At 71.8% G+C, this 25,762-nt stretch carries 23 protein-coding genes; 13 read left to right on the top strand and 10 right to left on the bottom strand.

The window, feature by feature from the left end; genetic code table 11:
* Nucleotides 1-7 precede the first annotated feature (7 nt).
* From ADK57_RS21335 to ADK57_RS49155, 6 genes are all read left to right on the top strand, one after another.
* A complete protein-coding gene (locus ADK57_RS21335) occupies nt 8-736 on the top strand; it encodes a type 1 glutamine amidotransferase (protein ID WP_053751093.1) in 729 nt (242 codons plus the stop codon).
* A gap of 242 nt (nt 737-978) precedes the next feature.
* Nucleotides 979-2,004, top strand: a complete 1,026-nt coding sequence (locus tag ADK57_RS21330) for a 6-phosphofructokinase (RefSeq protein WP_053751092.1) — start codon at nt 979-981, stop codon at nt 2,002-2,004.
* 103 nt (nt 2,005-2,107) lie between these two features.
* Nucleotides 2,108-3,058 (top strand): cytochrome c oxidase assembly protein, encoded by a 951-nt coding sequence (locus tag ADK57_RS21325; protein ID WP_053751091.1) that lies wholly within the window; start codon nt 2,108-2,110, stop codon nt 3,056-3,058.
* Nucleotides 3,059-3,088: 30 nt separating this feature from the next.
* Entirely contained in the window at nt 3,089-4,624 is a 1,536-nt protein-coding gene (locus ADK57_RS47650; protein ID WP_324612202.1) for a PASTA domain-containing protein, read from the top strand.
* A 22-nt stretch (nt 4,625-4,646) separates the two neighbouring features.
* A complete protein-coding gene (locus ADK57_RS21315) occupies nt 4,647-6,602 on the top strand; it encodes a serine/threonine-protein kinase (RefSeq protein ID WP_053751089.1) in 1,956 nt (651 codons plus the stop codon).
* Between the two features lie 13 nt (nt 6,603-6,615).
* Nucleotides 6,616-6,786 carry a hypothetical protein gene (locus ADK57_RS49155; RefSeq protein WP_107091612.1) on the top strand — a complete coding sequence of 57 codons (171 nt, stop codon included), beginning with the start codon at nt 6,616-6,618 and terminating at the stop codon, nt 6,784-6,786.
* 3 nt (nt 6,787-6,789) lie between these two features.
* Here the strand turns inward: ADK57_RS49155 and ADK57_RS21310 are convergent, their stop codons facing one another.
* From ADK57_RS21310 to ADK57_RS21295, 4 genes are read right to left on the bottom strand one after another with little or no spacing between them, the layout of a single operon-like run.
* A complete protein-coding gene (locus ADK57_RS21310; RefSeq protein ID WP_053751088.1) occupies nt 6,790-8,004 on the bottom strand; it encodes a sensor histidine kinase in 1,215 nt (404 codons plus the stop codon).
* Nucleotides 8,001-9,713, bottom strand: a complete 1,713-nt coding sequence (locus tag ADK57_RS21305) for a cation acetate symporter (protein WP_053751087.1) — start codon at nt 9,711-9,713, stop codon at nt 8,001-8,003. Before ADK57_RS21305 ends, ADK57_RS21310 begins: the two co-directional genes overlap by 4 nt.
* Before the next feature lie 11 nt (nt 9,714-9,724).
* Nucleotides 9,725-10,084: a hypothetical protein gene (locus ADK57_RS21300; protein WP_053751086.1), complete on the bottom strand. Its 360-nt coding sequence runs from the start codon at nt 10,082-10,084 to the stop codon at nt 9,725-9,727.
* A gap of 1 nt (nt 10,085) precedes the next feature.
* Nucleotides 10,086-10,835 (bottom strand): LytR/AlgR family response regulator transcription factor, encoded by a 750-nt coding sequence (locus ADK57_RS21295; RefSeq protein ID WP_053751085.1) that lies wholly within the window; start codon nt 10,833-10,835, stop codon nt 10,086-10,088.
* A gap of 100 nt (nt 10,836-10,935) precedes the next feature.
* On the opposite strand from ADK57_RS21295, the gene ADK57_RS21290 reads away from it, so the two are divergent.
* From ADK57_RS21290 to ADK57_RS21260, 7 genes are all read left to right on the top strand, one after another.
* Nucleotides 10,936-11,451: an Lrp/AsnC family transcriptional regulator gene (locus tag ADK57_RS21290; protein WP_053751084.1), complete on the top strand. Its 516-nt coding sequence runs from the start codon at nt 10,936-10,938 to the stop codon at nt 11,449-11,451.
* A gap of 124 nt (nt 11,452-11,575) precedes the next feature.
* On the top strand, nt 11,576-12,388 hold the full coding sequence (gene ddaH, locus ADK57_RS21285) for a dimethylargininase (RefSeq protein ID WP_053751083.1): 813 nt from the start codon (nt 11,576-11,578) through the stop codon (nt 12,386-12,388).
* Nucleotides 12,385-13,638: an ornithine--oxo-acid transaminase gene (rocD, locus tag ADK57_RS21280; RefSeq protein ID WP_053751082.1), complete on the top strand. Its 1,254-nt coding sequence runs from the start codon at nt 12,385-12,387 to the stop codon at nt 13,636-13,638. The genes ddaH and rocD overlap by 4 nt, the downstream gene beginning before the upstream one ends.
* 193 nt (nt 13,639-13,831) lie before the next feature.
* Entirely contained in the window at nt 13,832-16,318 is a 2,487-nt protein-coding gene (locus ADK57_RS21275; RefSeq protein WP_053751081.1) for a SpoIIE family protein phosphatase, read from the top strand.
* Between the two features lie 100 nt (nt 16,319-16,418).
* Nucleotides 16,419-17,648 carry a PP2C family protein-serine/threonine phosphatase gene (locus tag ADK57_RS21270; RefSeq protein WP_053751262.1) on the top strand — a complete coding sequence of 410 codons (1,230 nt, stop codon included), beginning with the start codon at nt 16,419-16,421 and terminating at the stop codon, nt 17,646-17,648.
* A gap of 238 nt (nt 17,649-17,886) precedes the next feature.
* Nucleotides 17,887-18,612, top strand: a complete 726-nt coding sequence (locus tag ADK57_RS21265) for a lysophospholipid acyltransferase family protein (RefSeq protein WP_053751080.1) — start codon at nt 17,887-17,889, stop codon at nt 18,610-18,612.
* Between the two features lie 70 nt (nt 18,613-18,682).
* Nucleotides 18,683-19,696, top strand: a complete 1,014-nt coding sequence (locus tag ADK57_RS21260; RefSeq protein WP_053751079.1) for an NAD-dependent epimerase/dehydratase family protein — start codon at nt 18,683-18,685, stop codon at nt 19,694-19,696.
* A 47-nt stretch (nt 19,697-19,743) separates the two neighbouring features.
* Here the strand turns inward: ADK57_RS21260 and ADK57_RS21255 are convergent, their stop codons facing one another.
* From ADK57_RS21255 to ADK57_RS21230, 6 genes are all read right to left on the bottom strand, one after another.
* Nucleotides 19,744-21,339 (bottom strand): alpha/beta hydrolase, encoded by a 1,596-nt coding sequence (locus ADK57_RS21255; RefSeq protein ID WP_053751078.1) that lies wholly within the window; start codon nt 21,337-21,339, stop codon nt 19,744-19,746.
* Nucleotides 21,340-21,480: 141 nt separating this feature from the next.
* Nucleotides 21,481-22,245, bottom strand: a complete 765-nt coding sequence (locus ADK57_RS21250; RefSeq protein WP_053751261.1) for an urease accessory protein UreD — start codon at nt 22,243-22,245, stop codon at nt 21,481-21,483.
* On the bottom strand, nt 22,242-22,919 hold the full coding sequence (ureG, locus tag ADK57_RS21245) for an urease accessory protein UreG (RefSeq protein ID WP_053751077.1): 678 nt from the start codon (nt 22,917-22,919) through the stop codon (nt 22,242-22,244). Before ureG ends, ADK57_RS21250 begins: the two co-directional genes overlap by 4 nt.
* Nucleotides 22,920-23,057: 138 nt before the next feature.
* Entirely contained in the window at nt 23,058-23,732 is a 675-nt protein-coding gene (locus ADK57_RS21240; RefSeq protein ID WP_053751076.1) for an urease accessory protein UreF, read from the bottom strand.
* Nucleotides 23,732-25,453 (bottom strand): urease subunit alpha, encoded by a 1,722-nt coding sequence (locus ADK57_RS21235; RefSeq protein WP_053751075.1) that lies wholly within the window; start codon nt 25,451-25,453, stop codon nt 23,732-23,734. Before ADK57_RS21235 ends, ADK57_RS21240 begins: the two co-directional genes overlap by 1 nt.
* Nucleotides 25,446-25,757: an urease subunit beta gene (locus tag ADK57_RS21230; protein ID WP_053751074.1), complete on the bottom strand. Its 312-nt coding sequence runs from the start codon at nt 25,755-25,757 to the stop codon at nt 25,446-25,448. Before ADK57_RS21230 ends, ADK57_RS21235 begins: the two co-directional genes overlap by 8 nt.
* Nucleotides 25,758-25,762 lie beyond the last annotated feature (5 nt).

Genomic DNA, 25,762 nt, shown 5'->3' with positions numbered 1-25,762 from the left:
GACTTTTGTGAGCGACAACAGCCTGCGGGTCGTCTGGATCTATCCCGACCTGCTCAGCACGTACGGCGACCAGGGCAACGTCCTCGTCGTGGAGCGCCGGGCCCGGCAGCGCGGCCTCGACGTGGCCCGGCTCGACGTGCGCAGCGACCAGCCGATCCCGACCTCCGGCGACATCTATCTGATCGGCGGCGGCGAGGACCGGCCACAGCGGCTCGCGGCCGAGCGGCTGCGCCGGGACGGCGGTCTGCACCGGGCCGTCGAGAACGGCGCGATCGTCTTCTCGGTGTGCGCCGGCTACCAGATCCTCGGCCACGAGTTCGTCAACGACCTCGGCCAGCGCGAGCCCGGCCTCGGCCTGCTCGACGTGGTCTCGGTGCGCGGCGAGGGCGAGCGGTGCGTCGGTGACGTGCTCGCCGACATCGACCCGCGCCTGGGCATGCCCCCGCTGACCGGCTTCGAGAACCACCAGGGCGTCACCCACCTCGGCCCCACCGCCCGCCCGTTCGCCAAGGTCCGCCTCGGCAACGGCAACGGGACCGGTGACGGCACGGAGGGGGCGTACAACGACACGGTCTTCGGTACGTACATGCACGGTCCCGTGCTCGCGCGCAACCCGCTGATCGCCGACCTGCTGCTGAAGCTGGCCCTCGACGTCAACGCGCTGCCGCCGACCGACGACCGGTGGTACGAGGCGCTTCGCAACGAGCGCATCGCGGCTGCGCAGCAGCCTGCGTGAGCCCAGCTGCGCAGCAGCCTGCGTGAACACCAGATGCGCAGCAGCCTGCGTGAGCCGCTCGTACACCTGCTGTCAAGGCAGTGGTCATCAGCCCGTCTGACGGCGCGTCCGCACAGGTGAGCGGGGGCGTCCAGCAGGCGGACGCACGGTGCGGTCCCGCCCCCTCCTGCCGCTAGGGTGGCCGGGATCGAGCCGGACAACGTGGTCCGGATCCGGCCCACGTCGAGAAGGTATTTCGGGCTATGCGCATTGGTGTCCTCACGTCCGGCGGCGACTGCCCCGGCCTGAACGCCGTCATCCGGTCCGTCGTACACCGCGCCGTCGTCGACCACGGCGACGAGGTCATCGGTTTCCGGGACGGCTGGAAGGGCCTCCTGGAGTGCGACTACCTCAAGCTCGACCTGGACGCGGTGAGCGGCATCCTGGCCCGCGGCGGCACGATCCTCGGTTCCTCCCGGGTCCAGCCCTCCCACCTGCGGGACGGCGTGGAACGCGCCCGGGGCCACGTCGAGGAGCTCGGCCTCGACGCCATCATCCCCATCGGCGGCGAGGGCACGCTCAAGGCGGCCCGGCTGATGTCGGACAACGGTCTGCCCATCGTGGGCGTGCCGAAGACCATCGACAACGACATCGCCGTCACCGACGTCACCTTCGGCTTCGACACGGCCGTCGGCGTCGCGACGGAGGCGCTGGACCGGCTGAAGACCACCGCCGAGTCCCACCAGCGCGTGCTGGTCGTCGAGGTCATGGGGCGCCACACCGGCTGGATAGCGCTGCACTCCGGCATGGCGGCGGGCGCACACGCCATCGTCGTACCGGAACGGCCCTTCGACATCGAGGAGTTGACCACGAAGGTCGGCGAGCGGTTCGAGGCGGGGAAGCGCTTTGCGATCGTGGTGGCGGCGGAGGGGGCCAAGCCGCGGCCCGGCAGCATGAGCTTCGACGAGGGCGCCAAGGACATCTACGGGCATGAGCGGTTCGCCGGGATAGCGCGGCAGCTGTCCATCGAGCTGGAGCAGCGGCTCGGGAAGGAAGCCCGGCCGGTGATACTCGGGCATGTGCAGCGGGGTGGGACGCCCACCGCGTACGACCGGGTGCTGGCCACTCGGTTCGGGTGGCATGCGGTGGAGGCCGTGCACCGCGGAGAGTTCGGGAGGATGACGGCTCTTCGGGGGACGGACATCGTCATGGTGCCGCTGGCCGAGGCTGTGGAGACGTTGAAGACGGTTCCGGCCGAGCGTTACGAAGAGGCCGAGTGCGTGCTGTGATCCGCGGCTGACCGCACTGCCCCCGGTGACAAGGGTCGCCGGGGGCAGTTCTAGTCTGTGTGCGGACACAAACGCACAACCCCCACGAATCAGGAGCCGTTGGATGGATCACAGCGGGCACGGCATGACCATGGATCTGCCGCCGTTCACGCTGGGGCGGGGTCTTCAGTGGTCGCCGGACCCGTTCTTCCTCGTGGCCTGCCTGGTGGGGCTGGCGCTGTACGGGTGGGGGGTCGTGCGCCTGCGGCGGCGTGGGGACGCCTGGCCGGTGGGGCGGACGGTCGCGTATGTCGTGGGTGTGCTGTCCATCGGGCTCGTGATGTGCACCGGGCTGAACGACTACGGGATGGTCATGTTCAGCGTGCACATGGTGCAGCACATGGTGATCAGCATGCTGTCGCCGATCCTGCTGTTGCTCGGAGCCCCCGTCACTCTTGCGCTGCGTGCGCTGCCGGCCGCCGGCCGGGGCCGCAAGGGGCCGCGCGAGGTGCTGCTGATGTTCCTGCACAGCCGGTACATGCGGATCATCACGCACCCGGCGTTCACCATCCCGTTGTTCATCGCGAGCCTGTATGCGCTCTACTTCACGCCGATCTTCGACTTCCTGATGGGCTCCAAGACCGGGCACATCGCGATGATGGTGCACTTCCTCGCGGTCGGCGTCGTGTTCTTCTGGCCGATCATGGGCGTGGATCCCGGCCCCAACCGGCCCGGCTACCTGATGCGGATGCTGGAGCTGTTCGCGGGCATGCCGTTCCACGCGTTCTTCGGGATCGCGCTGATGATGGCGTCCGAGCCCATGGTCGAGACGTTCAAGAACCCGCCCGCCTCGCTCGCCATCGACGCGCTCTCCGACCAGAACGCGGCCGGCGGTATCGCATGGGCGTTCAGTGAGATCCCGTCCGTGCTGGTGCTGATCGCCCTGTTGTTCCAGTGGTACGGCTCCGAGCAGCGGCAGGCCAAGCGCCAGGACCGGGCCGCCGACCGGGACGGCGACAAGGAACTCGAGGCATACAACGCCTATTTGGCCTCATTGAACGCACGTGGGCGTTGAAAGGCCTCTTATTCAGTAGCATGAAGCGCTATGGGGGAACCGCCGGGGGGAGCGGTGATGACACTTCGCGCATTTATGCAAAGGGCCGGGAAAAGGATTGCCTGCTTCCTGGTTTTCGTTCTCACGCTGAGCGGCTGCGACGGCCAGACGCCGTTGACCGTGGTGAAGGCGGTCGCCGCGGGCGTGCCCTCACTGGCGCCGTTCTTCGACGAGAACAGCGGACTCGGCCGGGACGCCCAGGTCCGGTCGCGGGCCGCGCACGGCGGCTTGCAACAGGGGGACACACCCGGTCTGTACGGGGGTTCGAAGCAGCCGACGATCTGTGACGTCGAACGGCTCGAACAGTTCCTCACCGATCCCGGGAACGACCAGAAGGCACGGGCATGGGCGCGTGCCCTGGAGATCTCGAAGAACGAGATTCCGGATTATCTGGATCGACTCACACCTGTTCTGTTGCGCCACGACACTCTCGTGAAGAACCACGACTACAAAAAGGGAAAGGCCGTCCCCTACGACTCGCTGCTCCAGGCGGGAATCGCGATTCTCGTGGATCGGCAGGGGCAGCCGGCCGTGAAGTGCTCGTGCGGAAATCCGCTGCGGCCGTTCGAGGGTGACACGAGCCGGATCTCGGTCGAGTTCGAGGACGGCAACGAGAAATGGCAGGGATACGAGCGCTCCCAGGTGGTGGCCGTGCGGCCCGCACCCCGGGCGCTGGAGCGGATCGCCCTCGTCGACGTCCGGGAACCCGAGCGGGGTATCAACCGGCCGGTGGGCACGACGGGCGAGGACGACTCCACGTTCGACACGCGGCAGCGGCGCGCGGTGCCGAAGCTCGCCGGGGCGACGTTCGGGCAGGCGAGCCGGCAGCTGGCCGACTCGGGACTGGCGGCCGGGTACGAGGGGAAGGGGCGGCCGCCGGACGGGGCCAGGGTCACCGCGTCCGATCCGCCCGCGGGGAGCGAGCTTCGGTTCGGGGAGTACGTGACGCTGAGCGTGGCCGGGGGTGAGTCCGGCGGAGGCGGGCCGGGGGGTACCTCCGCGGGCACGTCCGCAGGCACCTCCTCGGGCGCCTCCTCGGGCGCCTCCTCGGGCACGTCGGCGGGCACGTCGGCGGGCACGTCCGCCGGGTCCGCCGCTCCCCCATCGCCGCCCGGGTCCTCCGGGGCGTCCACCACACCGACGCCGTCAAGCAGTGGGCCCGGGGTTTCTCCCTCGGCTCCCTCGTCCGGTACGTCGTCCGGTTCGGGGTCGCCCGGGTCGGGCAAGCCGTCGAGCGCCGATCCGCCCTCGTCGAGCCCGCCGAGCAGTTCCGCGGACACGGCCGGGCCGTCCAGCCGGCCGCCCGGCTCCGCGCCTCCTTCGACGAGTCCGCCGCCACCCCCTCCGCCTCCCCCGGACCCTCCGACCAGTTCGCCGCCGGAGGTGAGCAGCTCGCCCCCGGCCAGTGACCCGGTCACCAGCAGCGCGCGCCCGCCGGCCGGCGCGCCCGTCACCAGCGAACCGGCGAGCAGCGAACCGGTCACGAGCGCTCCGGCGGGCAGCGAGTCCGCCGGAGCGACCACGTAGCCGCAGAACCGGGAGTCACCGGATGCCTTCAGGATCACCGACGTCGGGAGTGGGCCGGGTCATCGCCGGCCGCTATCTGCTGCTGAACCAGCTGGGCAGCGGGGGCATGGGCCATGTGTGGCTCGCCCACGACCAGAGACTCGCCTGCGAGGTCGCGCTCAAGGAGATCGTGTTCCGTGACCCCGTCGAGGCCGGTCACGACCGGGAGGCACGGGTCGCCCGGGCCCGTGCCGAGGCCCGGCACGCGGCCGGGCTGCGCGGCCATCCGCATGTGGTGACCGTGCACGACGTCCTGGAGCACGAGGGGCTGCCGTGGATCGTCATGGAGTACGTGGCGGGCGCCGTCGACCTGCGTGAGCTGGTCGGGACACGGGGGCCGCTCGCTCCGGCCGAGTGTGCCCGCGTCGGCCTCGCCGTACTCGACGCACTGACCGCCGGGCACCAGCGGGGCGTCATGCACCGGGACGTGAAACCGGCGAACATCCTGCTCGCGCCGGACCGCTCCGGGGCGCCGTACGGTCGTGTCCTGCTCACCGACTACGGCATCTCCGTGCAGCCGGACGCCGGCGAGACGCGCTACACGCTGGCGTCCGTGCTCGTGGGGACCGCCGGGTATCTGGCGCCGGAGCGGGCCACGGGCGGGGCACCCACGGCTGCCGCCGATCTGTTCTCGCTGGGATGCACGCTCTACCACGCCGTCGAGGGCCGGGGCCCCTTCGAGCGGCATTCGCATCTCGCCGAGGTGACCGCGGTGGTCTTGGAGGAACCCCGTCCGGCCGTACGGGCCGGGGCGCTGGGGCCCGTACTGGCCGCGCTGCTGGCGAAGGACCCCGGGGAGCGGTTGTCGGCGACGGAGGCGGAGGCGGCGCTGTCGCAGATCGTCACGCCGCAGGCCGAGGCGTACTCCCGGACCCAGACCGACCTGGGGTCGCAGCCGCCCTGGGCGGGGGTGCCCGCGCCGCCGACCGGGCCGAACGGGGCCGGACAAGGGCCGGCGTCGGCCTCGCGGGGATTCGCGCCGCCCGCTGATCCGCACGGGTTCGCGCCGACCGCAGATCCGCCCGGGTTCGTGCCGACCGTGGACCCGCACGGGTTCGGGCCGCCCTTCGTGCCCTCACCGCCGGCCGCGTCCGGCAGGCGGCGGCGTGAGCGCTCGCATGCCCTGCGGGCCGTCCTCGCGTGCGGTCTCGGGATGGTCCTCGCCCTGGGCGGCGTCTGGTACGCCCTGGCGGACCGGGGCACCACAGACGGCGGCGGCGACGGGAGCGGACCGCCGTACGGAGCGAGCGTGGGGCTGACGAAGCCGCTGCGGGACGGCGACTGCGTGCTCGCCGACTGGGCGGGGGCGGAGCGCTTCCAGGGCACGCCCCGGCTGTCGCTGGACCCGGCCTGCGGGGACAAGGCGCCGGACGGGCAGGTGCTGGCGTTCGTCGAGGCCGCGTCGGCGGACGAGGCGCGGCGCCTGGGGCCGACGCGGTGCGAGGAGCGGACGCAGGAGGTCCGGGACAGGCTCGCCGACGTCCGGAGCTTCGCCGTCGTGCCCAGCGAGGACGGTTTCGGGGCCGCCGGGCGGCGCACCGCCTGTCTGGTGCTGGGCGCGCACGGGCCGGTGTACGGACCGCTCGGCGGCCACCGCAAGACGGGCTCGGCCTTCGCGGACACGGCGACCATGCAGAAGCGGGACTGTCTGGACGTCCGCTCCAACCGGGACGCCCGGCTGGTGTCCTGCGAGGGGGCACACGACGAGGAAGTGCTCGGGTTCACCCGGTTGGGCGCAGACGTCACGCTCGCCGAAGCGCGCACCGAGTCCGATGTGGCGTGCGGGCGTGCGGTGCCGCCGGGCGACTACGGCTTCGACCCGTCGGTGTACACGGCGGGCTCCTGGACGAGCGAGGGCCCCTGGAAGAACGGCACACATTTCGTCGTGTGCACCGTACGGAGGCAGAACGGGGGCACCATGGAGGGGGACGAACCATGAGGAGGGTGTTGCGATGCCCGGTTCCACGGACGGCTCGACCAGAACGATGGGGGTGCTCACCGTCGGCGGACTCGTCGCGGTGACCGCCTACACGGTGGCGCTCGGCAGTAACGGCTGGCTGTGGTTCGGCTGGGTCGTGCTGGGTCTGATCACCCTCGGGATGGTGGCCAGCCGCAGCACCTGACGCCTAGCCGCTGCTCAGGCGGCCCGCAGAGTGCACCCCCGGCTGGTACTTCGGCAGCCGGGCGGTGATTTTCATGCCCGCGCCGACGGCGGTCTCGATGACGAGGCCGTAGTCGTCTCCGTAGACCTGACGGAGCCGGTCGTCGACGTTGGACAGTCCGATGCCCCCCGACGGGCTGACCTCGCCCGCGAGGATGCGGCGCAGCAGGACAGGGTCCATGCCCGCGCCGTCGTCCTCGATGACGACCAGGGCCTCGGCTCCGGCGTCCTGCGCGGTGATGCTGATGTGGCTCTTGCCGGCGAACGCCGCCTTGCCCTCCAGGCCGTGCTTGACGGCGTTCTCGACGAGCGGCTGGAGACAGAGGAAGGGCAGGGCGACCGGCAGCACTTCGGGGGCGATCTGCAGGGTGACGGAGAGGCGGTCGCCGAAGCGTGCTCGTACGAGCGCCAAGTAGTGGTCGATGGCGTGGAGTTCGTCGGCGAGGGTGGTGAAGTCGCCGTGTCTGCGGAACGAGTAGCGGGTGAAGTCGGCGAACTCCAGGAGCAGTTCGCGGGCGCGCTCGGGGTCGGTGCGGACGAACGAGGCGATCACCGCGAGCGAGTTGAAGATGAAGTGTGGGGAGATCTGGGCGCGCAGGGCCTTGATCTCGGCCTCGATGAGGCGGGTGCGGGACTGGTCGAGGTCGGCGAGTTCGAGTTGTACGGAGACCCAGCGGGCGACCTCTTGGGCCGCGCGGACGAGAACGGCGGACTCGCGGGGCGCGCAGGCGACGAGGGCACCGTGGACGCGGTCGTCGACGGTGAGGGGCGCGACGACGGCCCAGCGGACCGGGCAGTCGGGGGCGTCGCACTTCAGGCGGAAGGCCTCGCCGCGGCCGGTTTCCAGGGGGCCGGCGAGGCGTTCCATGATCTCGGTGCGGTGGTGGTCGCCGACGCCGTCCCAGACCAGGACCTGCTCCTGGTCGGTGAGACACAGCGCCTCCGTGCCGAGCAGTGTGCGCAGCCGGCGGGCGGACTTGCGCGCGGTCTCCTCGGTGAGCCCGGCTCGTAGCGGGGGCGCGGCGAGGGAGGCGGTGTGCAGGGTCTGGAAGGTGGCGTGTTCGACGGGGGTGCCGAGGCCGCCGAGGTTCTGGGGGCGTGCGGTGCGCCGGCCGAGCCAGAAGCCGGCGGCCAGGAGAGGCAGGATCGCCACGCACAGCCCGGCGAGGAACCCGCTCATGCCTTCACCTCCGCCCGCAACTCCTCCGGCAGATGGAAGCGGGCCAGGATCGCCGCCGTCCCCGCCGGTACGCGCCCGGCCGTCGCCAGGGACACCAGCACCATCGTGAGGAAGCCCAGCGGCACCGACCAGAGCGCGGGCCAGGCGAGCAGGGCGTGCAGCGGGCCCGTGCCCGGGAAACCGGCCATGGTCGCGGCCACGGCCACGAACGCCGAGCCGCCGCCCACCAGCATCCCGGCGGCCGCGCCCGGCGGGGTCAGTCGCCGCCACCAGATGCCGAGGACGAGCAGCGGGCAGAAGGACGACGCCGAGACGGCGAAGGCCAGCCCCACGGCGTCGGCGACCGGCAGCCCGCCGACCAGCATGCTCGCCGCGAGCGGTACGGCCATCGCGAGGACCGTGCCGAGTCTGAAGTGCCGTACGCCGCGCGAGGGCAGGACGTCCTGGGTGAGGACGCCCGCCACGGCCATGGTCAGCCCCGAGGCCGTGGAGAGGAACGCGGCGAAGGCCCCGCCCGCCACCAGCGCGCCGAGCAGGTCGCCGCCGAGGCCGCCGATCACGCGCTCGGGCAGCAGCAGGACGGCGGCGTCCGCGTCGCCGGTGATGGTGAGTTCGGGGGCGTAGAGCCGGCCGAGTGCGCCGTAGACGGGCGGCAGCAGGTAGAAGGCGCCGATCAGGCCGAGGACGGCCACGGTGGTGCGGCGGGCGGCGACTCCGTGCGGGCTGGTGTAGAAGCGGACGACGACGTGCGGCAGGCCCATGGTGCCGAGGAAGGTGGCGAGGATCAGCCCGTACGTGGCATACAGCGGGCGTTCCTCGCGGCTCGCGGCCAGGGAGGTCGACATGCCGCCGTTGCTGCCGCGGTCGGCGGCCGGGACGGTGGCGCCCTTGTCGAAGGTGAGCCGGGTGCCCTGTTCGATGTGATGGGTACCGACGGGCAGTCGGAGCCGCCGGTCGTCGTACGGGCGGCCGTCGACCGTGCCGCTCACCGTGACGGTCAGGGGCGCGTCCAGCTTGAGGTCGAGGCTCGCGTCGACGCGGACGACCCGCTGTTCGCGGAAGGTGGCCGGTTCCTCGAAGGCGCGGCGCGGGGCTCCGTCGTCCTGCCAGGCGAGGACCAGGAAGAGGGCGGGGACGAGCAGGGCGGTGAGTTTGAGCCAGTACTGGAAGGCCTGCACGAAGGTGATGCTGCGCATGCCGCCGGCTGCGACGGTGGCGACGACCACGGCTGCGACGATCACTCCCCCGAGCCACTCGGGCGCACCGGTCAGCACGGTCAACGTCAGTCCGGCGCCCTGGAGTTGGGGCAGCAGGTAAAGCCAGCCGACGCCCACGACGAAGGCGCCCGCGAGCCGCCGTACCGCCTGCGAGGCGAGCCGGGCCTCGGCGAAGTCGGGGAGCGTGTAGGCGCCGGAGCGGCGCAGGGGAGCGGCGACGAACAGGAGCAGGACCAGGTAGCCGGCGGTGTAGCCGACCGGGTACCAGAGCATGTCCGGGCCCTGGACCAGGACGAGTCCGGCGATGCCGAGGAAGGAGGCGGCGGAGAGGTACTCGCCGCTGATGGCGGCCGCGTTGAGGCGGGGGCCGACGGTGCGGGAGGCGACGTAGAAGTCGGAGGTGGTACGGGATATGCGCAGGCCGAAGGCGCCGACGAGGACGGTCGCCACCACGACGAGGGCGACGGCGGGGACGGCGTAGTTCGAGTTCATCTCTCGTCAGCTCATCGGTCTTCGACGAGGCGCACGAAGTCCCGTTCGTTGCGCTCGGCGCGCCGCACGTACCAGCGGGCGAGCAGGACCAGCGGGACGTAGAGACCGAAGCCGAGGACCGCCCATTCGAGGCGGCGGGCGTCCGGCATCGCCGCGAAGAGCAGGGGCAGGGGGCCGATGAGCAGGGCGAGGAACGCGAACACGGCGAGGGCGGCGCGCAGTTGGGTGCGCATCAGGGAGCGGACGTAGGTGTGGCCGAGGGTGGTCTGTTCGTCGATCTCGGTGCGCGGACGGTAGTAGCCGGAGGCGCGGCGGGTGCGCCGGGGCGGGCCGGTGACGACGACTCTGCGGTCGGCGGGGTCCTGGGGCACGTCACGGCCTCCTCATCAGCAGGTCCCGCAGCTCACGGGCGTGGCGGCGGCTGACCTGGAGTTCCTCGGAGCCGACCATGACGCTCACCGTGCCCGCGTCCAGGCGGAGTTCGCCGACGTGGCGCAGGGCGACGAGGTGGCGGCGGTGGATCCGGACGAAGCCGCGGGAGCGCCAGCGCTCCTCCAGGGTGGACAGCGGTATCCGTACGAGGTGGCTGCCCTTGTCGGTGTGCAGCCGGGCGTAGTCGCCCTGTGCCTCGACGTGCGTGATGTCGTCGACGGAGACGAAGCGGGTCACGCCGCCGAGTTCGACGGGTATGTGGTCGGGGTCGGGTTCGTGCACGGGTATGCGGGGGGCGGTGTCGCTGAGTTCGGCGGCGCGGCGGACGGCCTCCGCCAGGCGTTCCTTGCGGACGGGCTTGAGCACGTAGTCGACGGCCTTGAGGTCGAAGGCCTGGACGGCGAAGTCCTCGTGGGCGGTGACGAACACGACGAGCGGCGGCTTGGCGAAGCCGGTGAGCAGCCTGGCGAGATCCAGCCCGTCGAGGCCGGGCATGTTGATGTCGAGGAAGACGACGTCGATCGCCTCCGGACCGTCGGGCCCGGACTCCAGGGCGCGGTTGATGCGGCGCAGCGCCTCGGTCGCGTCACCGGCGCCCTCCACGCTGCCGATGCGGGGATCGGCGTTGAGGAGGTAGAGCAGTTCCTCCAGTGAGGGGCGTTCGTCGTCGACAGCCAGGGCGCGCAGCATGAACCCGGAGTGTAGGAGTAATTCGTACGCGTGCACACGTGCCCTGTGTGCACGTTCGCGCTGGGTACGGTGCCGGTCGCGCGCTGGATACAGTGCCCGCATGAACAGCAGGCCCACGCCGTTCGACGAGCTCGACCGGAAGATCGTCACCGCGTTGATGGCGAACGCCAGGACCAGTTTCGCCGAGATCGGTGCCGCCGTCGGGCTGTCCTCGACGGCGGTCAAGCGGCGCGTGGACCGTATGCGGGACACCGGCGTGATCACCGGGTTCACGGCCACGGTGCAGCCTGCGGCACTGGGCTGGCGCACCGAGGCGTACGTCGAGGTGTACTGCGAGGGCGCGGCCCCGCCTCGGCGGCTCGCGGAGGTGGTGCGCAACCATCCGGAGATCACGGCGGCGATGACGGTGACCGGCGGGGCGGACGCGCTGCTGCACGTGCGGGCCCGGGACGTGGAGCACTTCGAGGAGGTGCTGGAGCGCATCCGCGTCGAGCCGTTCATCCGGAAGACGATCAGCGTGATGGTGCTGTCGCACCTGCTGCCGGAGAGCCCGGAGGCGGGCGCCAGCCAGCCCGCGCCGGAGGAATCGCCGGAGCACGCAACAGACGTGCGCTGACCCCGTCAAAGACGCAGCATTCCTGCGCGGACACGCAATCCAGGTTCCTTGTCGGCCGTCTCGGTCGCTTCCTACCTTGGTGTCAACCCTCAGTCGACACCGCAGGAAGCGGAGGAACCCCTCTGTGACCGATACCCGTGTGCCGCGCCGGCGGCGCTTCCTCGTCTGCGAACCCAGACACTTCGCCGTGCAGTACGCGATCAACCCCTGGATGCATCCCGACACCCGAGTCGACGTCGATCTGGCCCAGGATCAGTGGCTGACACTGATCGACGCCTATCGCACGCACGGCCACGACGTCGACACCGTGGATCCGGTCCCCGGACTCCCGGACATGGTCTTCGCCGCGAACTCGGCGGTCGTCGTCGGCGGCCGCGTCTTCGGCTCCCTCTTCCACGCCCCCGAACGCCGCCCCGAGTCCACGCACTACGACACGTGGTTCAAGACGGCGGGCTACGACGTCCACCGCCCGGAGTCCGTCTGCGAGGGCGAGGGCGACCTGGTCTGGACGGGCCGGTACGTCCTGGCCGGCACCGGATTCCGTACGGCCCGGGAGGCGCACCGCGAGGTGCAGGAGTTCTTCGGCCACCCGGTGATCAGCCTGACCCTGGTGGACCCGTTCTTCTACCACCTGGACACGGCGCTGTTCGTCCTCGACGACGACAACATCGTGTACTACCCCGAGGCGTTCTCGCCGGGCAGCCGCGAGGTGCTGGCCCGGCTGTACCCCGACGCGGTGCTGGCCACCCGTGACGACGCGATGGCCTTCGGCCTCAACTCCGTGTCCGACGGCCGCCATGTCTTCATCGCACCGCGGGCCGAGGCGCTCGCCTCCCGCCTCTCCGACCACGGCTATGTCCCCGTCGCCGTCGACCTCTCCGAGTTCCAGAAGGCCGGCGGCGGCATCAAGTGCTGCACCCAGGAGATCCGCTCATGACAGCTCCCGCCCGGGTTCCGGCTCCCAGCCGTGTTCCTGTCCGTACGCGTACCTCCGCCGACCTGATCCGCGCCGAGGAGCCGGTCCTCGCGCACAACTACCACCCGCTGCCCGTGGTCGTCGCCCGCGCCGAGGGCACCTGGGTGGAGGACGTCGAGGGCCGCCGCTACCTCGACATGCTGGCCGGCTACTCGGCTCTCAACTTCGGCCACCGCCACCCCGCACTGATCTCGGCGGCCCACGAGCAGCTCGACCGCCTCACCCTCACCTCGCGCGCCTTCCACAACGACCGGCTCGCCGAATTCGCCGAGCGGCTCGCGGAGTTGACGGGCCTGGACATGGTGCTGCCGATGAACACCGGCGCGGAGGCGGTCGAGAGCGGCATCAAGGTGGCGCGCAAGTGGGCCTACGAGGTGAAGGGCGTCCCGGCCGACCAGGCGACGATCGTGGTCGCCGCGGACAACTTCCACGGCCGTACGACGACGATCGTGTCGTTCTCCACGGACGAGACGGCGAGGACGGGATTCGGCCCCTTCACACCGGGTTTCCGTGTCGTCCCGTACAACGACCTCGCCGCGCTGGAGACGGCGGTCGACGAGACGACGGCGGCGGTGCTGATCGAGCCCATTCAGGGCGAGGCAGGGGTCGTCATCCCCGACGAGGGCTATCTGACCGGCGTACGCGAACTCACCCGCCGCAAGGGCTGCCTCTTCATCGCCGACGAGATCCAGTCGGGCCTCGGCCGCACGGGCCGGACCCTCGCCGTGGAGCACGAGGGGGTCGTCCCGGATCTGCTCCTGCTGGGCAAAGCGCTCGGTGGCGGCATCGTCCCGGTGTCGGCGGTGGTGGGCCGCCGGGACGTCCTGGGGGTACTCCGGCCGGGCGAACACGGCTCCACGTTCGGCGGCAACCCGCTCGCCGCGGCGGTCGGCACGGCGGTCGTCGAGCTGCTGGAGACGGGTGAATTCCAGCGCCGGGCGGCCGACCTCGGCACGGTGCTCCGCGACGGCCTGGCCGGCCTGATCGGCAAGGGCGTCCTCGGCTTCCGCTCCCGCGGCCTGTGGGCGGGCGTCGACATCGACCCGGCGATCGGCACCGGCCGCGACATCGGCGAGGGCCTCCTCCGAGAGGGCGTCCTGGCCAAGGACACCCACGGCTCGACGATCCGGCTGGCACCCCCGCTGACGATCACGGAGGCGGAGCTTGCTTCGGCGCTCGGGGCGCTGGAGAGGGTGCTCGGGCGGGGCTGAGCCGCTCGCTCGGTGCGGGCGGGCGGGTGCCCGCTCGCCCGCACCGGCGGGGTGCCGCTGCGCCTGCCCGGGCCACCCCGGCGACACGACTGCCGGCAGCCACGAAGCCTCCTGGCGCGGTGCGGTCCTGCCGTCGAGGGGCAGGATTGAGTCAAGAGGTGGTAGACCACTCTCAGCGACAGAGAGGTCGGCCGTGGGCGCATTCGAGGAGCACGAGGTTGCCCGCCGGCAGTTCGACGTGGCGGATGCGGCGCCCCTGCTGCTCGACGCGGCGGGGGTGGTGACGAGCTGGAGCGCCGGCGCGCAGCGGCTGCTGGCGTATCCGGCCGCCGAGGTGGTGGGCTCGAGCCTGGCCGACCTGGTGACCGCCGAGGACGCCGGTCGGGTGCCCCGCCTGATGGAGCGGTGGCGCCGGGACGGCAGCTGGGCGGGGCTGCTGTCGGTGCGCCGCGGAGACGGGCGGCCGGTCAGGGTCATGGTGCGGATCGCCTCCGCCGAGGAGGCCCGGGGGCCCTCACGGTGGCTGGTGCTGCTGTCGGAGATGGCGCAGGCCCCCGGCTGGGACATGAACCGCACCGTGCTGGAGCAGATGGTCGCCCGGTCGCCCATCGGTATCGCCGTCGTCGACACCGAGCTGCGCTATGTCTGGTCGAACGCCGCCCTGGCACAGTTCGGCGGCGGACCGCCCGCCCAGCGGCTCGGGCTCCGACTGGCGGACATACAGCCGGGCCTGGACGCCGACGCCATCGAGGCGCAGATGCGGCACGTGCTGGCGACCGGGGAGCCGGTGATCGGATACGAGCACGTCGGCAGCCTGCGCTCGGCACCGCACCGGGAGACCGCGCAGGTGCTGTCGTTCACCCGGCTCGACGACGAGCGGGGCCACCCGATGGGCGTGTACTACACCGTCGTGGACATCACCGGGCACCACCGCGCCCGGCAGCGGCTGGCCCTCCTCGACCGGGCCGGCGAGTACATCGGCCGCAGCCTGGACATCGTACGGACGGCACAGGAGCTGGCCGACGTGGCCGTACCGGCACTCGCCGACCTGGTCGTCGTGGACCTGCTGGAGTCGGTGCTGCGGGGAGCGGAGCCGGCGCCCGGACCGCTGGACGGAACGGATCCGGTACGGCTGCGGCGGACGGGGCGGACGTCGGCCGAAGAGGGCGAGGAAGGCGCCGGCCCCACCGCGGTCCCCACCATCGGCATCGGCGCCCCCGCCGCCTACGCACCCGGCTCACCCCCGATCCGCTGTCTCGCCACCGGCCGGTCCTGGCGCGAGGGGCGACTCGCCCCGCTCGCCCGGGACTGGCTCACCGACAGCCCAGGCGGCCGCGGCACCACGTTCCAGGACCTCGGGCTGCACAGCGTGATGGTCGTGCCGGTCCGGGCGCGGGGTGTCACCCTGGGCGTGACCACGTTCTTCCGGCGGCGCCGTCAGGAGCCCTTCGACGAGGACGACCTGAGCCTGGCCGAGGATCTGGTCTCGCGGGCGGCGGTGTGCGTGGACAACGCCCGGCGCTACACCCGCGAGCGGGACGCGGCGCTGGCGCTGCAGCGCAACCTGCTCCCGCACCGGCTGCCCGACCAGGACGCGGTGGAGGTGGCCGCCTGCTACCGGCCGGCGAACGAGCTGACGGGCCTCGGCGGCGACTGGTACGACCTGATCCCGCTCTCCGGGGCACGGGTGGCCCTCGTCGTGGGCGAGGTGCCCGGGCACGGCATCGACGCAGCGGCGGCCATGGGGCGGCTGCGGACCGCCGTTCAGACGCTCGCGGCGCTGGACCTGCCGCCCGACGAGGTCCTGGCCCGCCTCGACGACCTGGTCGCGCGCACGGCGCAGGAGGAGAGCGCCGCACCGGTCGGCGGGGAGCAACAGGGGGGCGACAGCACGCAGGCGGTGGGGGCCGGGTGTCTTTACGTCGTCCACGACCCGGTCGACGGACGGTGCCTGATGGCCGCCGCCGGGCATCCCGCGCCCGCGGTCGTCCGGCCCGACGGGAGCGTCACGTTCGTCGAGCTGCCCCAGGGGCCGCCGCTGGGGGCGGGCGGACGGCCGTTCGAGTCGCTCGAGATGACCCTGCCGGAGGGCAGCACGCTCGCGCTGTACACCGACGGTCTGCTGGCCCGCGGCGAGGAGTGGGCCGCGGACGCGCACCAGGAGCGGCTTCGACAGGCCCTGGAGCGGTCGGCGGCCTCGCTCGACCAGCGCTGCCGTGCCGTCGTGGACACCCTGGCCCCGGCCCGTCCGCACGACGACGTGGCCCTGCTGATGGCCCGTACCCGCCGTCTCGGCGCCGACCAGGTCGCCTCCTGGGAGCTGGCCGCCGACCCCGCCGTCGTCGCCGACGCCCGCAAGGCGGCCTGCCGCAGGCTGACGGACTGGGGCCTGGACGAGCTGGCCTTCACCACGGAGCTCGTCGTGAGCGAGCTGGTCACCAACGCCGTCCGGCACGCCACCGGGCCCATCCGGCTCCGGCTGATCAAGGACCGGACGCTGATCTGCGAGGTCTTCGACGGCGGCGCCACCGCACCCCACCTGCGCCATCCTCGCACCACGGACGAGGGCGGGCGCGGACTGCTGCTGGTCTCCCGGTTCACCCAGCGGTGGGGCACCCGGTTCCTGCCGGAGGGAAAGGTCATCTGGGCCGAGCAGTCGCTGACGGATCCACCGGTGTGACCGCTGCCGGAACCACCGGTGTGACCAAGGAACGTCCGACATGACCGAGACCGTGCATATCGTGGGAAACTGGGGTGATTCCGGTGGTGAGAGCGGAGCCATGAGCGATTCGGCGATCGACTACGCGGCGGTGTTCCAGGCCCTGCCCGGCATGGTGGCCGTACTCACGCCCGATCTGGTCTACGCGGACGTCAACGAGGAGTTCCTCCGCACGGCCGGCCGCAAGCGGGAGCAGATGATCGGGAAGCACCTGTTCGATGTCTTCCCGGACAACCCCAACGACCCCGCGGCGACGGGCATGCGCAACCTGGAGGCCTCGCTGCAGCGCGTGCTGGCCACGGGCGAGCGTGACGCGATGGCCCTGCAGCGGTACGACGTCGAGGACCCCGAGCGGCCGGGGCACTGGCAGGAGCGGTACTGGAGCCCGTGCAACGCGCCGGTGCTCGGCCCGGACGGGGAGGTGCTGCTGCTGGTGCACCGGGTCGAGGAGGTCACCGAGCTGATCCGGGCCCGCGGCGGGCGCAGCACCGGCCGGGCCCAGGTGCTGGAGGCCGAGCTGTACACACGCGCCCGCGAACTGCAGGAGCTCAACGAGCGGCTGCGGCAGGCCCACGCCCGCGAGCGCGAGGTGGCCCTGGCCCTGCAGGAGGCGATGCTGCCCGCCCGCCGGCAGGTCGGCAACCACCGGGCGGCCGTCCGCTACCGGCCCGCGGTGGGCGCGCTGAACGTGTGCGGCGACTGGTACGACCTGGTCGACCTGGTGGGCGGCCACCGCCTCGGTGTGTCCGTGGGCGACGTGGTCGGTCACGGGCTGGCGGCCGCCGGTGTCATGGGCCAGCTGCGCAGCGCGCTCAGCGCCGCCTCCCGGGTCGCCGAGGGGCCCGCCCAGGCGCTGGACATCCTCGGGCGGTACGCCCATGTGGTCGACGGCGCCGAATCGGCCACCGCGGTCACCACCTTCATCGACTTCGACCGGCACACGATCACCTACAGCAGTGCCGGCCACCCGCCGCCCGTCCTGGTCCACCCCGACGGCCGGGTGGAGTTCCTCGACCGGGCCACCGATCCCCCGCTCGATGCCCGCCCCGACCCGATGCCGAGGCCCCAGGCCGGCACCACCTTCACCGGCGGCGCCACTCTCGCCCTGTACACCGACGGCCTGGTGGAACGGCGCCGCGAGGACATCGACACCGGTCTGGCCCGTCTGGCCGACTCCCTGCGCCGCCACCGGGCCGCGGACCCCGAGCCCCTCGCCGACGCCGTCCTGCTGGAGCTGCTGCCACCCGGCGGTGCCACGGACGACACGGCTCTGATCATCGTCCGGCTGTGAGTACGGCGGTGAGTACGGCTGTGTGTACGAGTGCGTGTACGGCGGTGAGTACCGCTGTGAATGCGACCGTGACCGGCAGCCGACGACCCGTCGAGGCTCGGCCAAACCCTTGCTCGAGACCGCCCCGTGCGGTTTCGGCAGCCCGCGCCTGCCCCTACACTGGCACCCCCACGACGTGCCGGTTGACCTGCTTTAACGCGGCGGTTGAGCCGACCGCCGGAGTGAGGAGCGACCCCCCTTGTTCTACTACCTGCTCAAATACGTGTTCCTGGGGCCGTTGCTGAGACTGGTCTTCCGCCCTCGAATAGAAGGCCTGGAGCACATTCCGGCATCGGGCGCGGCCATCATCGCGGGCAACCACCTCTCTTTCTCGGACCACTTCCTGATGCCCGCGGTCCTGAAGCGGCGCATCACCTTCCTCGCGAAGGCCGAGTACTTCACGGGACCCGGCATCAGGGGCCGGCTGGTCGCGACCTTCTTCCGCAGCGCCGGACAGATCCCCGTGGACCGCTCCGGCAAGGAGGCGGGCCAGGCCGCGATCCGCGAAGGGCTCGGTGTCCTGCGCAAGGACGAGCTGCTCGGCATCTATCCGGAGGGCACCCGCTCCCACGACGGCCGGCTCTACAAGGGCAAGGTCGGCGTCGCGGTGATGGCGCTCAGGGCCCAAGTGCCCGTCATCCCCTGCGCGATGATCGGCACCTTCGAGGCCCAGCCGCCCGGCAAGGTCGTCCCCAACATCCACCCCGTGGTGATCCGCTTCGGCAAGCCCCTCGACTTCTCCCGGTACGCCGGCATGGAGAACGAGAAGGCGATCCTGCGTGCGATCACCGACGAGATCATGTACGCGATCCTGACACTGTCCGAGCAGGAGTACGTCGACCAGTACGCGGCCGTCGCCAAGGCGGAGGAGGCCGCGGCGCGCTCGGAGAAGGAGCGCAGGTTCCCCCGGCTGCCGCTGAGTTGACCTCTGCTCTCGGCAGAGACGCTGGCAGTCACGACGGGCCCGGTCGTACGGTCGCCGCATGAGACGTGCTGTGGTGGTCGGAGCGACGGGACAGATCGGGCGGGCGGCCGTGGGTGTGCTGGCCCGGGACGGCTGGGAGGTGACGGCCGTCTCGCGCGGCGGCGCACGCGACGAGGGGTGGCCGCACGGCGTGCAGGTCGTGCGGGCGGACCGGGAGGACCACGCGGCGCTGGCCGCGGCGGTCGGCGACGGCTGCGAGGTCCTGGTCGACATGGTGGCCTACGGGCCGGAGCACGCACGGCAGTTGACCTCGCTGGGCGACCGTGTGGGCTCGGCCGTGGTGATCTCCAGCCTGTCGGTGTACGAGGACGACAAGGGCCGGGGCTTCGACACCCAGCAGGAGCCCGACGGCTTCCCCGAGTACCCGGTGCCGATCACGGAGGACCAGCGGACCGTCCGGCCGGGCGACAGCTCGTACAGCACCCGCAAGGCAGGGCTGGAGCGCGAACTCCTCGCCGTCGGCGCACGGTTGCCGACCACGCTGCTGCGTGCCGGTGCGATCCACGGACCCCACTGCCGGACTCCGCGCGAGCTCTACTTCGTCAAGCGCAACCTGGACGGCCGTCCCCGGCGCGTCCTTGCCTACGGCGGCGAGAGCCGCTTCCACCCGGCGAGTGTCCACAACATCGCGGAGCTGATCCGGCTGGCCGCCGCGCGGCCGGGCTCCCGGGCCCTCAACGCCGTGGACCCGGACGCTCCGACGGTCGCGGAGATCGCCCGGGCGATCGACGCCGTCATGGGCGTCGAGAACGAGAGTGTCCTCGTGGACGGTCCGCCTCCGGCGCCCACGGTGGGTGACACGCCGTGGTCGGTGCCGGTGCCCGTGGTGTGCGACATGTCCGCGGCGGAAAGGGAGTTGGGCTACCGCCCGGTCGTACGGTACGCGCAGACGCTGCCGGACACCGTCGCCTGGATCGAGGGGCGACTCGCGGGGCGGGACTGGCGAGAGGCGTACCCGAAGATGTTCCAGGCGTACGGCGACCTCTTCGACTACGCGGCGGAGGACGTGCTTCTCGACGCGTGAAGGGGGGCGGCCGTCGGCGACGGCCGCCCCCCTTCACCGCGTACTGGTTACGGCTTCGGCGTCGCGTGCGGTCCGCACGTCACGTCGGCGCCGTCCAGCTTGCCGGTGAGCAGGTAGGCGTCCACCCGCTCGTTGACGCACGGGTTGACCAGGCTGGTCACACCGTGGGAGCCCGCGTCCTTCTCGGTGATCAGACGGGAGCCCTTGAACCGCTTGTGCAGTTCGACGGCGCCGCCGTACGGGGTCGCGGCGTCACGCTCGGACTGCACGATCAGCACGCCCGGCAGCCCCTTGCCGGTCTTGACGTTCACCGGGGTCTGCTGCTTGACCGGCCAGGTCGCGCAGGGCAGGTTCATCCATGCGTTGGACCAGGTCAGGAACGGGTAGTTCTGGTGCAGCTTCGTGTTGTCCCGGTCCCACTTCTTCCAGCTGGTGGGCCACTTGGCGTCGGTGCACTCGACGGCCGTGTAGACGGCGTTGCCGTTCTCCGAGGCGATGTTGCCCGCGGTGTCCGACAGGTCGGGAGCGGCCGCGTCGACCAGCGCCTGGGTGTCGCCGGCGAAGTACTTGCCGAACACGGTGGCGACCGGAATCCACGAGGAGTCGTAGTACGGGGCACCCGTGAAGAACCCGAGCAGCTCGGCCGGGCCGACGACCCCGCCGATCGGGCTCTTCTTCGCCGCGGCCCGCAACTCCAGCCACTTCGCCTGGACTTCGGCGCGGGTGTCGCCGAGGTGGAAGACGGCGTCGTTGGCGGCGACCCAGTCCTCCCAGTCCTTCCAGCGGCCCTCGAAGGCGACGTCCTGGTCGAGGTTGGCCTCGTACCAGATCTTCTCCCGCGACGGGTTGACGACACTGTCGACGACCATGCGCCGGACGTGGCCCGGGAACAGGGTTCCGTAGACCGCGCCGAGGTAGGTGCCGTAGGAGACGCCGAGGAAGTTGAGCTTCTTCTCGCCGAGCGCGGCGCGGATGACGTCCAGGTCACGCGCGGTGTTCGGGGTGGTCATGTGCGGCAGCATCGCGCCGCTGCGCTCGTAGCAGCCCTCGGCGTACTCGCGGGCCAGCTTGCGCTGGGCGAGCTTGTCGGCCTCGGAGTCGGGCACCGGGTCCATCTTGGGCGCCTTCACGAACTCCTGCGGGTCGGCGCAGGAGATGGGCGCCGAGTGGCCGACGCCGCGCGGGTCGAAGCCCACGAAGTCGTACGCCTTGGCCGTGTTGGCCCACACGGGCGCCTTGGTGGTGACCCGGCGCGGGAAGCGCAGGCCGGAGCCGCCCGGTCCGCCCGGGTTGTAGATGAGGGCGCCCTGGCGCTCCTCCTTGGTGCCGGTGTTGCCGATGCGGTCGACGGCGAGCTTGATCTGCTTGCCGTAGGGCTTGGCGTAGTCGAGCGGCACGGTGACATAACCGCACTGGATCGGCTTCTCCAGACCCCAGTCGTCCGGGCAGTCCTGCCAGTCGATCCCGGCCTTCTCGGCCTTGGCCGCGGCGATCGCGGCGCCGCGGGCCTCGCGGTCCTGGCCATGGCGGGTGTCCGCACTGGCGGCGGGAGCCGTGACGGCCCCGGCAATCAGGATCGCCGTGACGAGCACTCCGGCGGAACCGAACGCGGTCGCCCGCCTCGTGGCTCTCTTGTCCCTCAAGTGAGGCCTCCCCGTACGTCGTTGTCATGGATACGGGGATCCTCGCGGCTGTGAGCTCCCTGAGAACAGGGGTTGTTGACCTTCTTTGCCAATCCGATAACCGGACCGAGACGTTCGCTTGGCGGTTTTGGGCCCTCGACGTCAACTGAGGGAGATCAGCGCCTCGTCCAGGATCCGCCGAAGCCTCAGCGCATCCGGCGCCACCGCGGTCACCAGTGCGGCGGGCCCGGCGAGCGGGACGATCACGGCGCCCTCCCCCAGCACCCGCGCCGCCACCGGCTCGTTTGCGAACTCCGGCCGCACCACGACGACTTGACCGACGGCTCGATGCCCCGCGAGTACCGCGGGCCCGTCCCAGCCGCCCGGCGCTCCGGGCCCGCAGGCCAGCTCCTGGTCGAGCACGGCACGCCCAGCGACCCGTACGACCATACGGCTGCCGAGCCGCCCCTGCTCCTCGCCGACCCGCCCGAGCACCTGCTCCTCACGCAGCACGAGCCGGGCCGTGGCACCGAGGTCGACGCGCGTCGTGACGTACAGGTCGCTGCCGTGTGCGGAGATCAACTGCTCGGGCAGCCAGCGCAGTTCGCCCCCGTCGGCGACGCTGAGCCGGACGTCGTAGCGGGCCTCGCCCTTGGCCTGGCCCGGCAGGGCGATGGTGGCGGCGGCCGACCCGACGCGCAGCCGGGCCCCGGTCTCCACACCGGCCTCGACGGTGAAGTGATCACCGCCGAGCGGGCCGCTCATCGCGCCGACGAGCATGACGTGCGCCTCGCCGCCGCTCCCCCGGGTCCGCCGCAGCGCCAGCGGCCCGTCGCCCTCCAGGACGGGCAGGGACGTACCGCCTCTGCCGTCGTCCCGCGCGAGCATCCGCGCGGTGGCCCGCACCCCTGTCACGGCCGCGGTCATGCCGTCCACGCGGCGAGCTGCGTCCGCACCCAGTCGGCGACGTCCGTCACGCCGGGCTCGGTCCTGAGCGACTGGAACACGACCGGCAGTTCGGCCCGCTGGGCCTTGGCATCGGTCGCCATCCGCACCAGGTCGGAGCCGACGTACGGGGCGAGGTCGGTCTTGTTGACGACGAGCAGGTCGGCGGTGGTGACGCCCGGGCCGCCCTTGCGCGGAATGTCGTCCCCGCCGGCGACGTCGATCACGAAGATCTGCGCGTCGACGAGCCCCTTGGAGAAGGTGGCGGTCAGGTTGTCACCACCGGACTCGACGAGGATCAGGTCCAGCGGGCCGACCTCGTCCTCCAGGTCCTCGACCGCCTCGAGGTTGGCGGAGATGTCGTCCCGGATCGCGGTGTGCGGGCAGGCCCCCGTCTCGACGGCGGTGATCCGCTCGGGCGGCAGCACGGCCTCGCGCAGCAGGAACTCGGCGTCCTCGCGCGTGTAGATGTCATTGGTGACGACGGCGAGGGACAGCTCGTCGCGCAGCGCCCCGCAGAGCGCGGCGACGGTCGCGGTCTTCCCGGACCCGACGGGCCCGCCGAGCCCGATCCGCAGGGCACGGTGCGAGCCGTCGGGTCGGTGGGCGTCGGCACTGACGGCGGCGGGGCCGTGGTGGGAGTGGTCGAGGTGCATGAGGCGGCTCCTGTTGCACGCGGGCCGGCTGTGTTCAGCCCGTCCGGCGTTTGAGGACGAGGCCGTTCAGGCCGATACGGGGGTCTGGGGGCGGAGCCCCCGGGGTCGGGACGGGAAGGGGCGGCGGGGGCGAACCCACTAGGACGCGAACAACCGGACAGCCCAAGCGGCATGCACCTCCGCACTGATCTCCAGCAGCGGAGCGGAACCCGCGGGCAAGGCATCGACGCCCTCGTCGACAGCCCTCCGGGCCGCCTCCACCGCTTGATCCGCGACGCGATCCAGCTCCGGCGCCAGCCGCGCCAGCGCCCGGGTCGCATCGAAGGGGTCCAGACTCAGCAACCGCACCGTGGCCGACGCCGGCCCGCTGACACTCTCGTACGCCGCACAGTGCGCGGCGTCCAGGGCGCCCAGCCCCGCCGCCCGGGCGGCGAGCCCGAGCACCACCGGCTGATGCGCCCCCTTGGGGAACTGCCGTGCCAGGGCGTCGAGTTCCTCGGCCGGCCAGGTCGCCCGCGCGGCCCGCATCAACTGCCGGCCCAGCTTCCGCGCGGCGACCCGCAACGCGGGGGACGGCGTCCGTGCGTCGGCGGCCGCGTCCAACTCCACCGGATCCACGCCGAGTACGGCCGCCGCGGCCAGGGAAGCGGAGACGCGCCCGGCCGTGTGCAGCCGCCCCCGGCAGAAGTCCTCCAGGCTCGCGGCCCCGGTGACCCGCCCGGCCTTGACGGCCGCCTCGGCCCCGCCGGAGTGCGCGTGCCCTCCGGCGGGGAAGCGGCCGTCGGCCAGAACAAGAAGTGCGGCCCTGGACATCAGAAGAGGAAGTAGCGCTGGGCCATGGGCAGTTCGGCGGCCGGAGTCGCCTCGACGAGCTCACCGTCGATGTGCACGGCGAAGCTGTCGGGATCGACCTGCACGCGGGGCCGCGCGTCGTTCTCGCGCATGTCGGCCTTGGTGACCGCACGCGTCGACTCGATGGCCACGAACTTCTTGCCGAGCTGGAGTCGTTCCGGCAGCCCGTCCTCGATGGCGAGCGGCGCCACGAAGTTGACGGAATTCGACGCGGGCGCCCGCCCGATCGCCCCGAACATCGGACGCGGCAGGATGGGCTGCGGGGTCGGGATGGAGGCGTTGGCGTCGCCCATCTGCGCGTACGCGATCTGTCCGCCCTTGATGACGAGGTGCGGCTTGACCCCGAAGAACGCGGGCTCCCACAGCACCAGGTCGGCGAGCTTGCCGGTCTCGACCGAGCCGACCTCGCGGGCGAGGCCCTGGGCGACGGCCGGGTTGATCGTGTACTTGGCGACATAGCGACGTACGCGACGGTTGTCGGCGCGGCCGTCACCCGGCAGCGCACCGCGTCGCCGCTTCATCACATGGGCGGTCTGCCAGGTCCGCATGATGACCTCGCCGACGCGGCCCATGGCCTGGGCGTCGGAGGAGATGATCGAGATGGCACCCAGGTCGTGGAGGATGTCCTCCGCGCCGATGGTGGACGGCCGGATCCGGGACTCGGCGAAGGCGAGGTCCTCCGGGACGGCCGGGTTGAGGTGGTGGCACACCATCAGCATGTCGAGGTGTTCCTCGGCGGTGTTGACGGTGAAGGGCCGGGTCGGGTTGGTCGAACTCGGCAGCACGTGCGGCTCGGAGACCACGGTCATGATGTCCGGCGCGTGCCCGCCGCCCGCGCCCTCGGTGTGGTAGGCGTGGATGCCGCGTCCGGCGATCGCGGCGAGGGTGTCGCCGACGAACCCGGCCTCGTTCAGTGTGTCCGTGTGGATCGCGACCTGGATGCCGGTGCGGTCGGCGACGGTCAGCGAGGCGTCGATGACGGCGGGAGTGGATCCCCAGTCCTCGTGCAGCTTGAGACCGAGCGCGCCGCCGCGGATCTGGGAGAGCATCGCGTCGTGCGAGACGGTGTTGCCCTTGCCGAGCAGGCCGAAGTTGACGGGGTACTCCTCCATCGCCTCCAGCATCCGCGCCAGGTGCCAGGGGCCGGGCGTCACGGTGGTCGCCTTCGAGCCCTCGGCCGGGCCCGTGCCGCCGCCGATCAGCGTGGTGATACCGGCGGAGAGCGCCTCGTCGGCGATCTGCGGGCAGATGAAGTGGACGTGCGCGTCGATGGCGCCCGCGGTGAGGATCCGTCCGTTGCCGGCGACGATCTCGGTCTCGGGGCCGATGACCAGGTCGGGGTGGACGGCGTCCATGGTGTCGGGGTTGCCGGCCTTGCCGATGCCGGTGATCCGGCCGTCGCGGATGCCGACGTCGGCCTTGACGATCCCCCAGTGGTCGATGATCACGACACCGGTGATGACTGTGTCCGGGGTGCCGTCTGCGCGCGTAGCACGGGACTGGCCCATGGACTCGCGGATGACCTTCCCACCGCCGAAGACGGCCTCGTCACCGGCGAGTCCGGGACCGCCGGAACGATCCTCCTCGATCTCGACCAGCAGGTCGGTGTCGGCGAGCCGGATACGGTCGCCGGTGGTGGGGCCGAACAGGTCGGCGTACGCGGCACGCGAGATCTCAGGCATCGAGGGCACCTCCGGTCTCCCCGCGCAGCCCGGGCACCACACGGGCGCCGGTGAGCGGGACGAGTTCGACGTCGACGGGGATCCCGGGTTCGAAGCGCACGGCGGTACCGGCGGCGATGTTGAGCCGCTTGCCGTGTGCGGCGCCGCGGTCGAAGTCCAGACCGGGGTTGGCCTCGGCGAAGTGGTAGTGGGAGCCGACCTGGACGGGCCGGTCGGCGGCGTTGAGGACGGTCAGCGAGGTGACCTCGCGGCCCTCGTTGTAGACGATCGGGTCCTCGGCGAACAGGAACTCTCCGGGAATCACGGCGG

The organism is Streptomyces sp. MMG1533 (genome assembly GCF_001279775.1).
Classification (GTDB): domain Bacteria; phylum Actinomycetota; class Actinomycetes; order Streptomycetales; family Streptomycetaceae; genus Streptomyces.
This window is presented reverse-complemented; position numbering and strand designations above follow the sequence as displayed.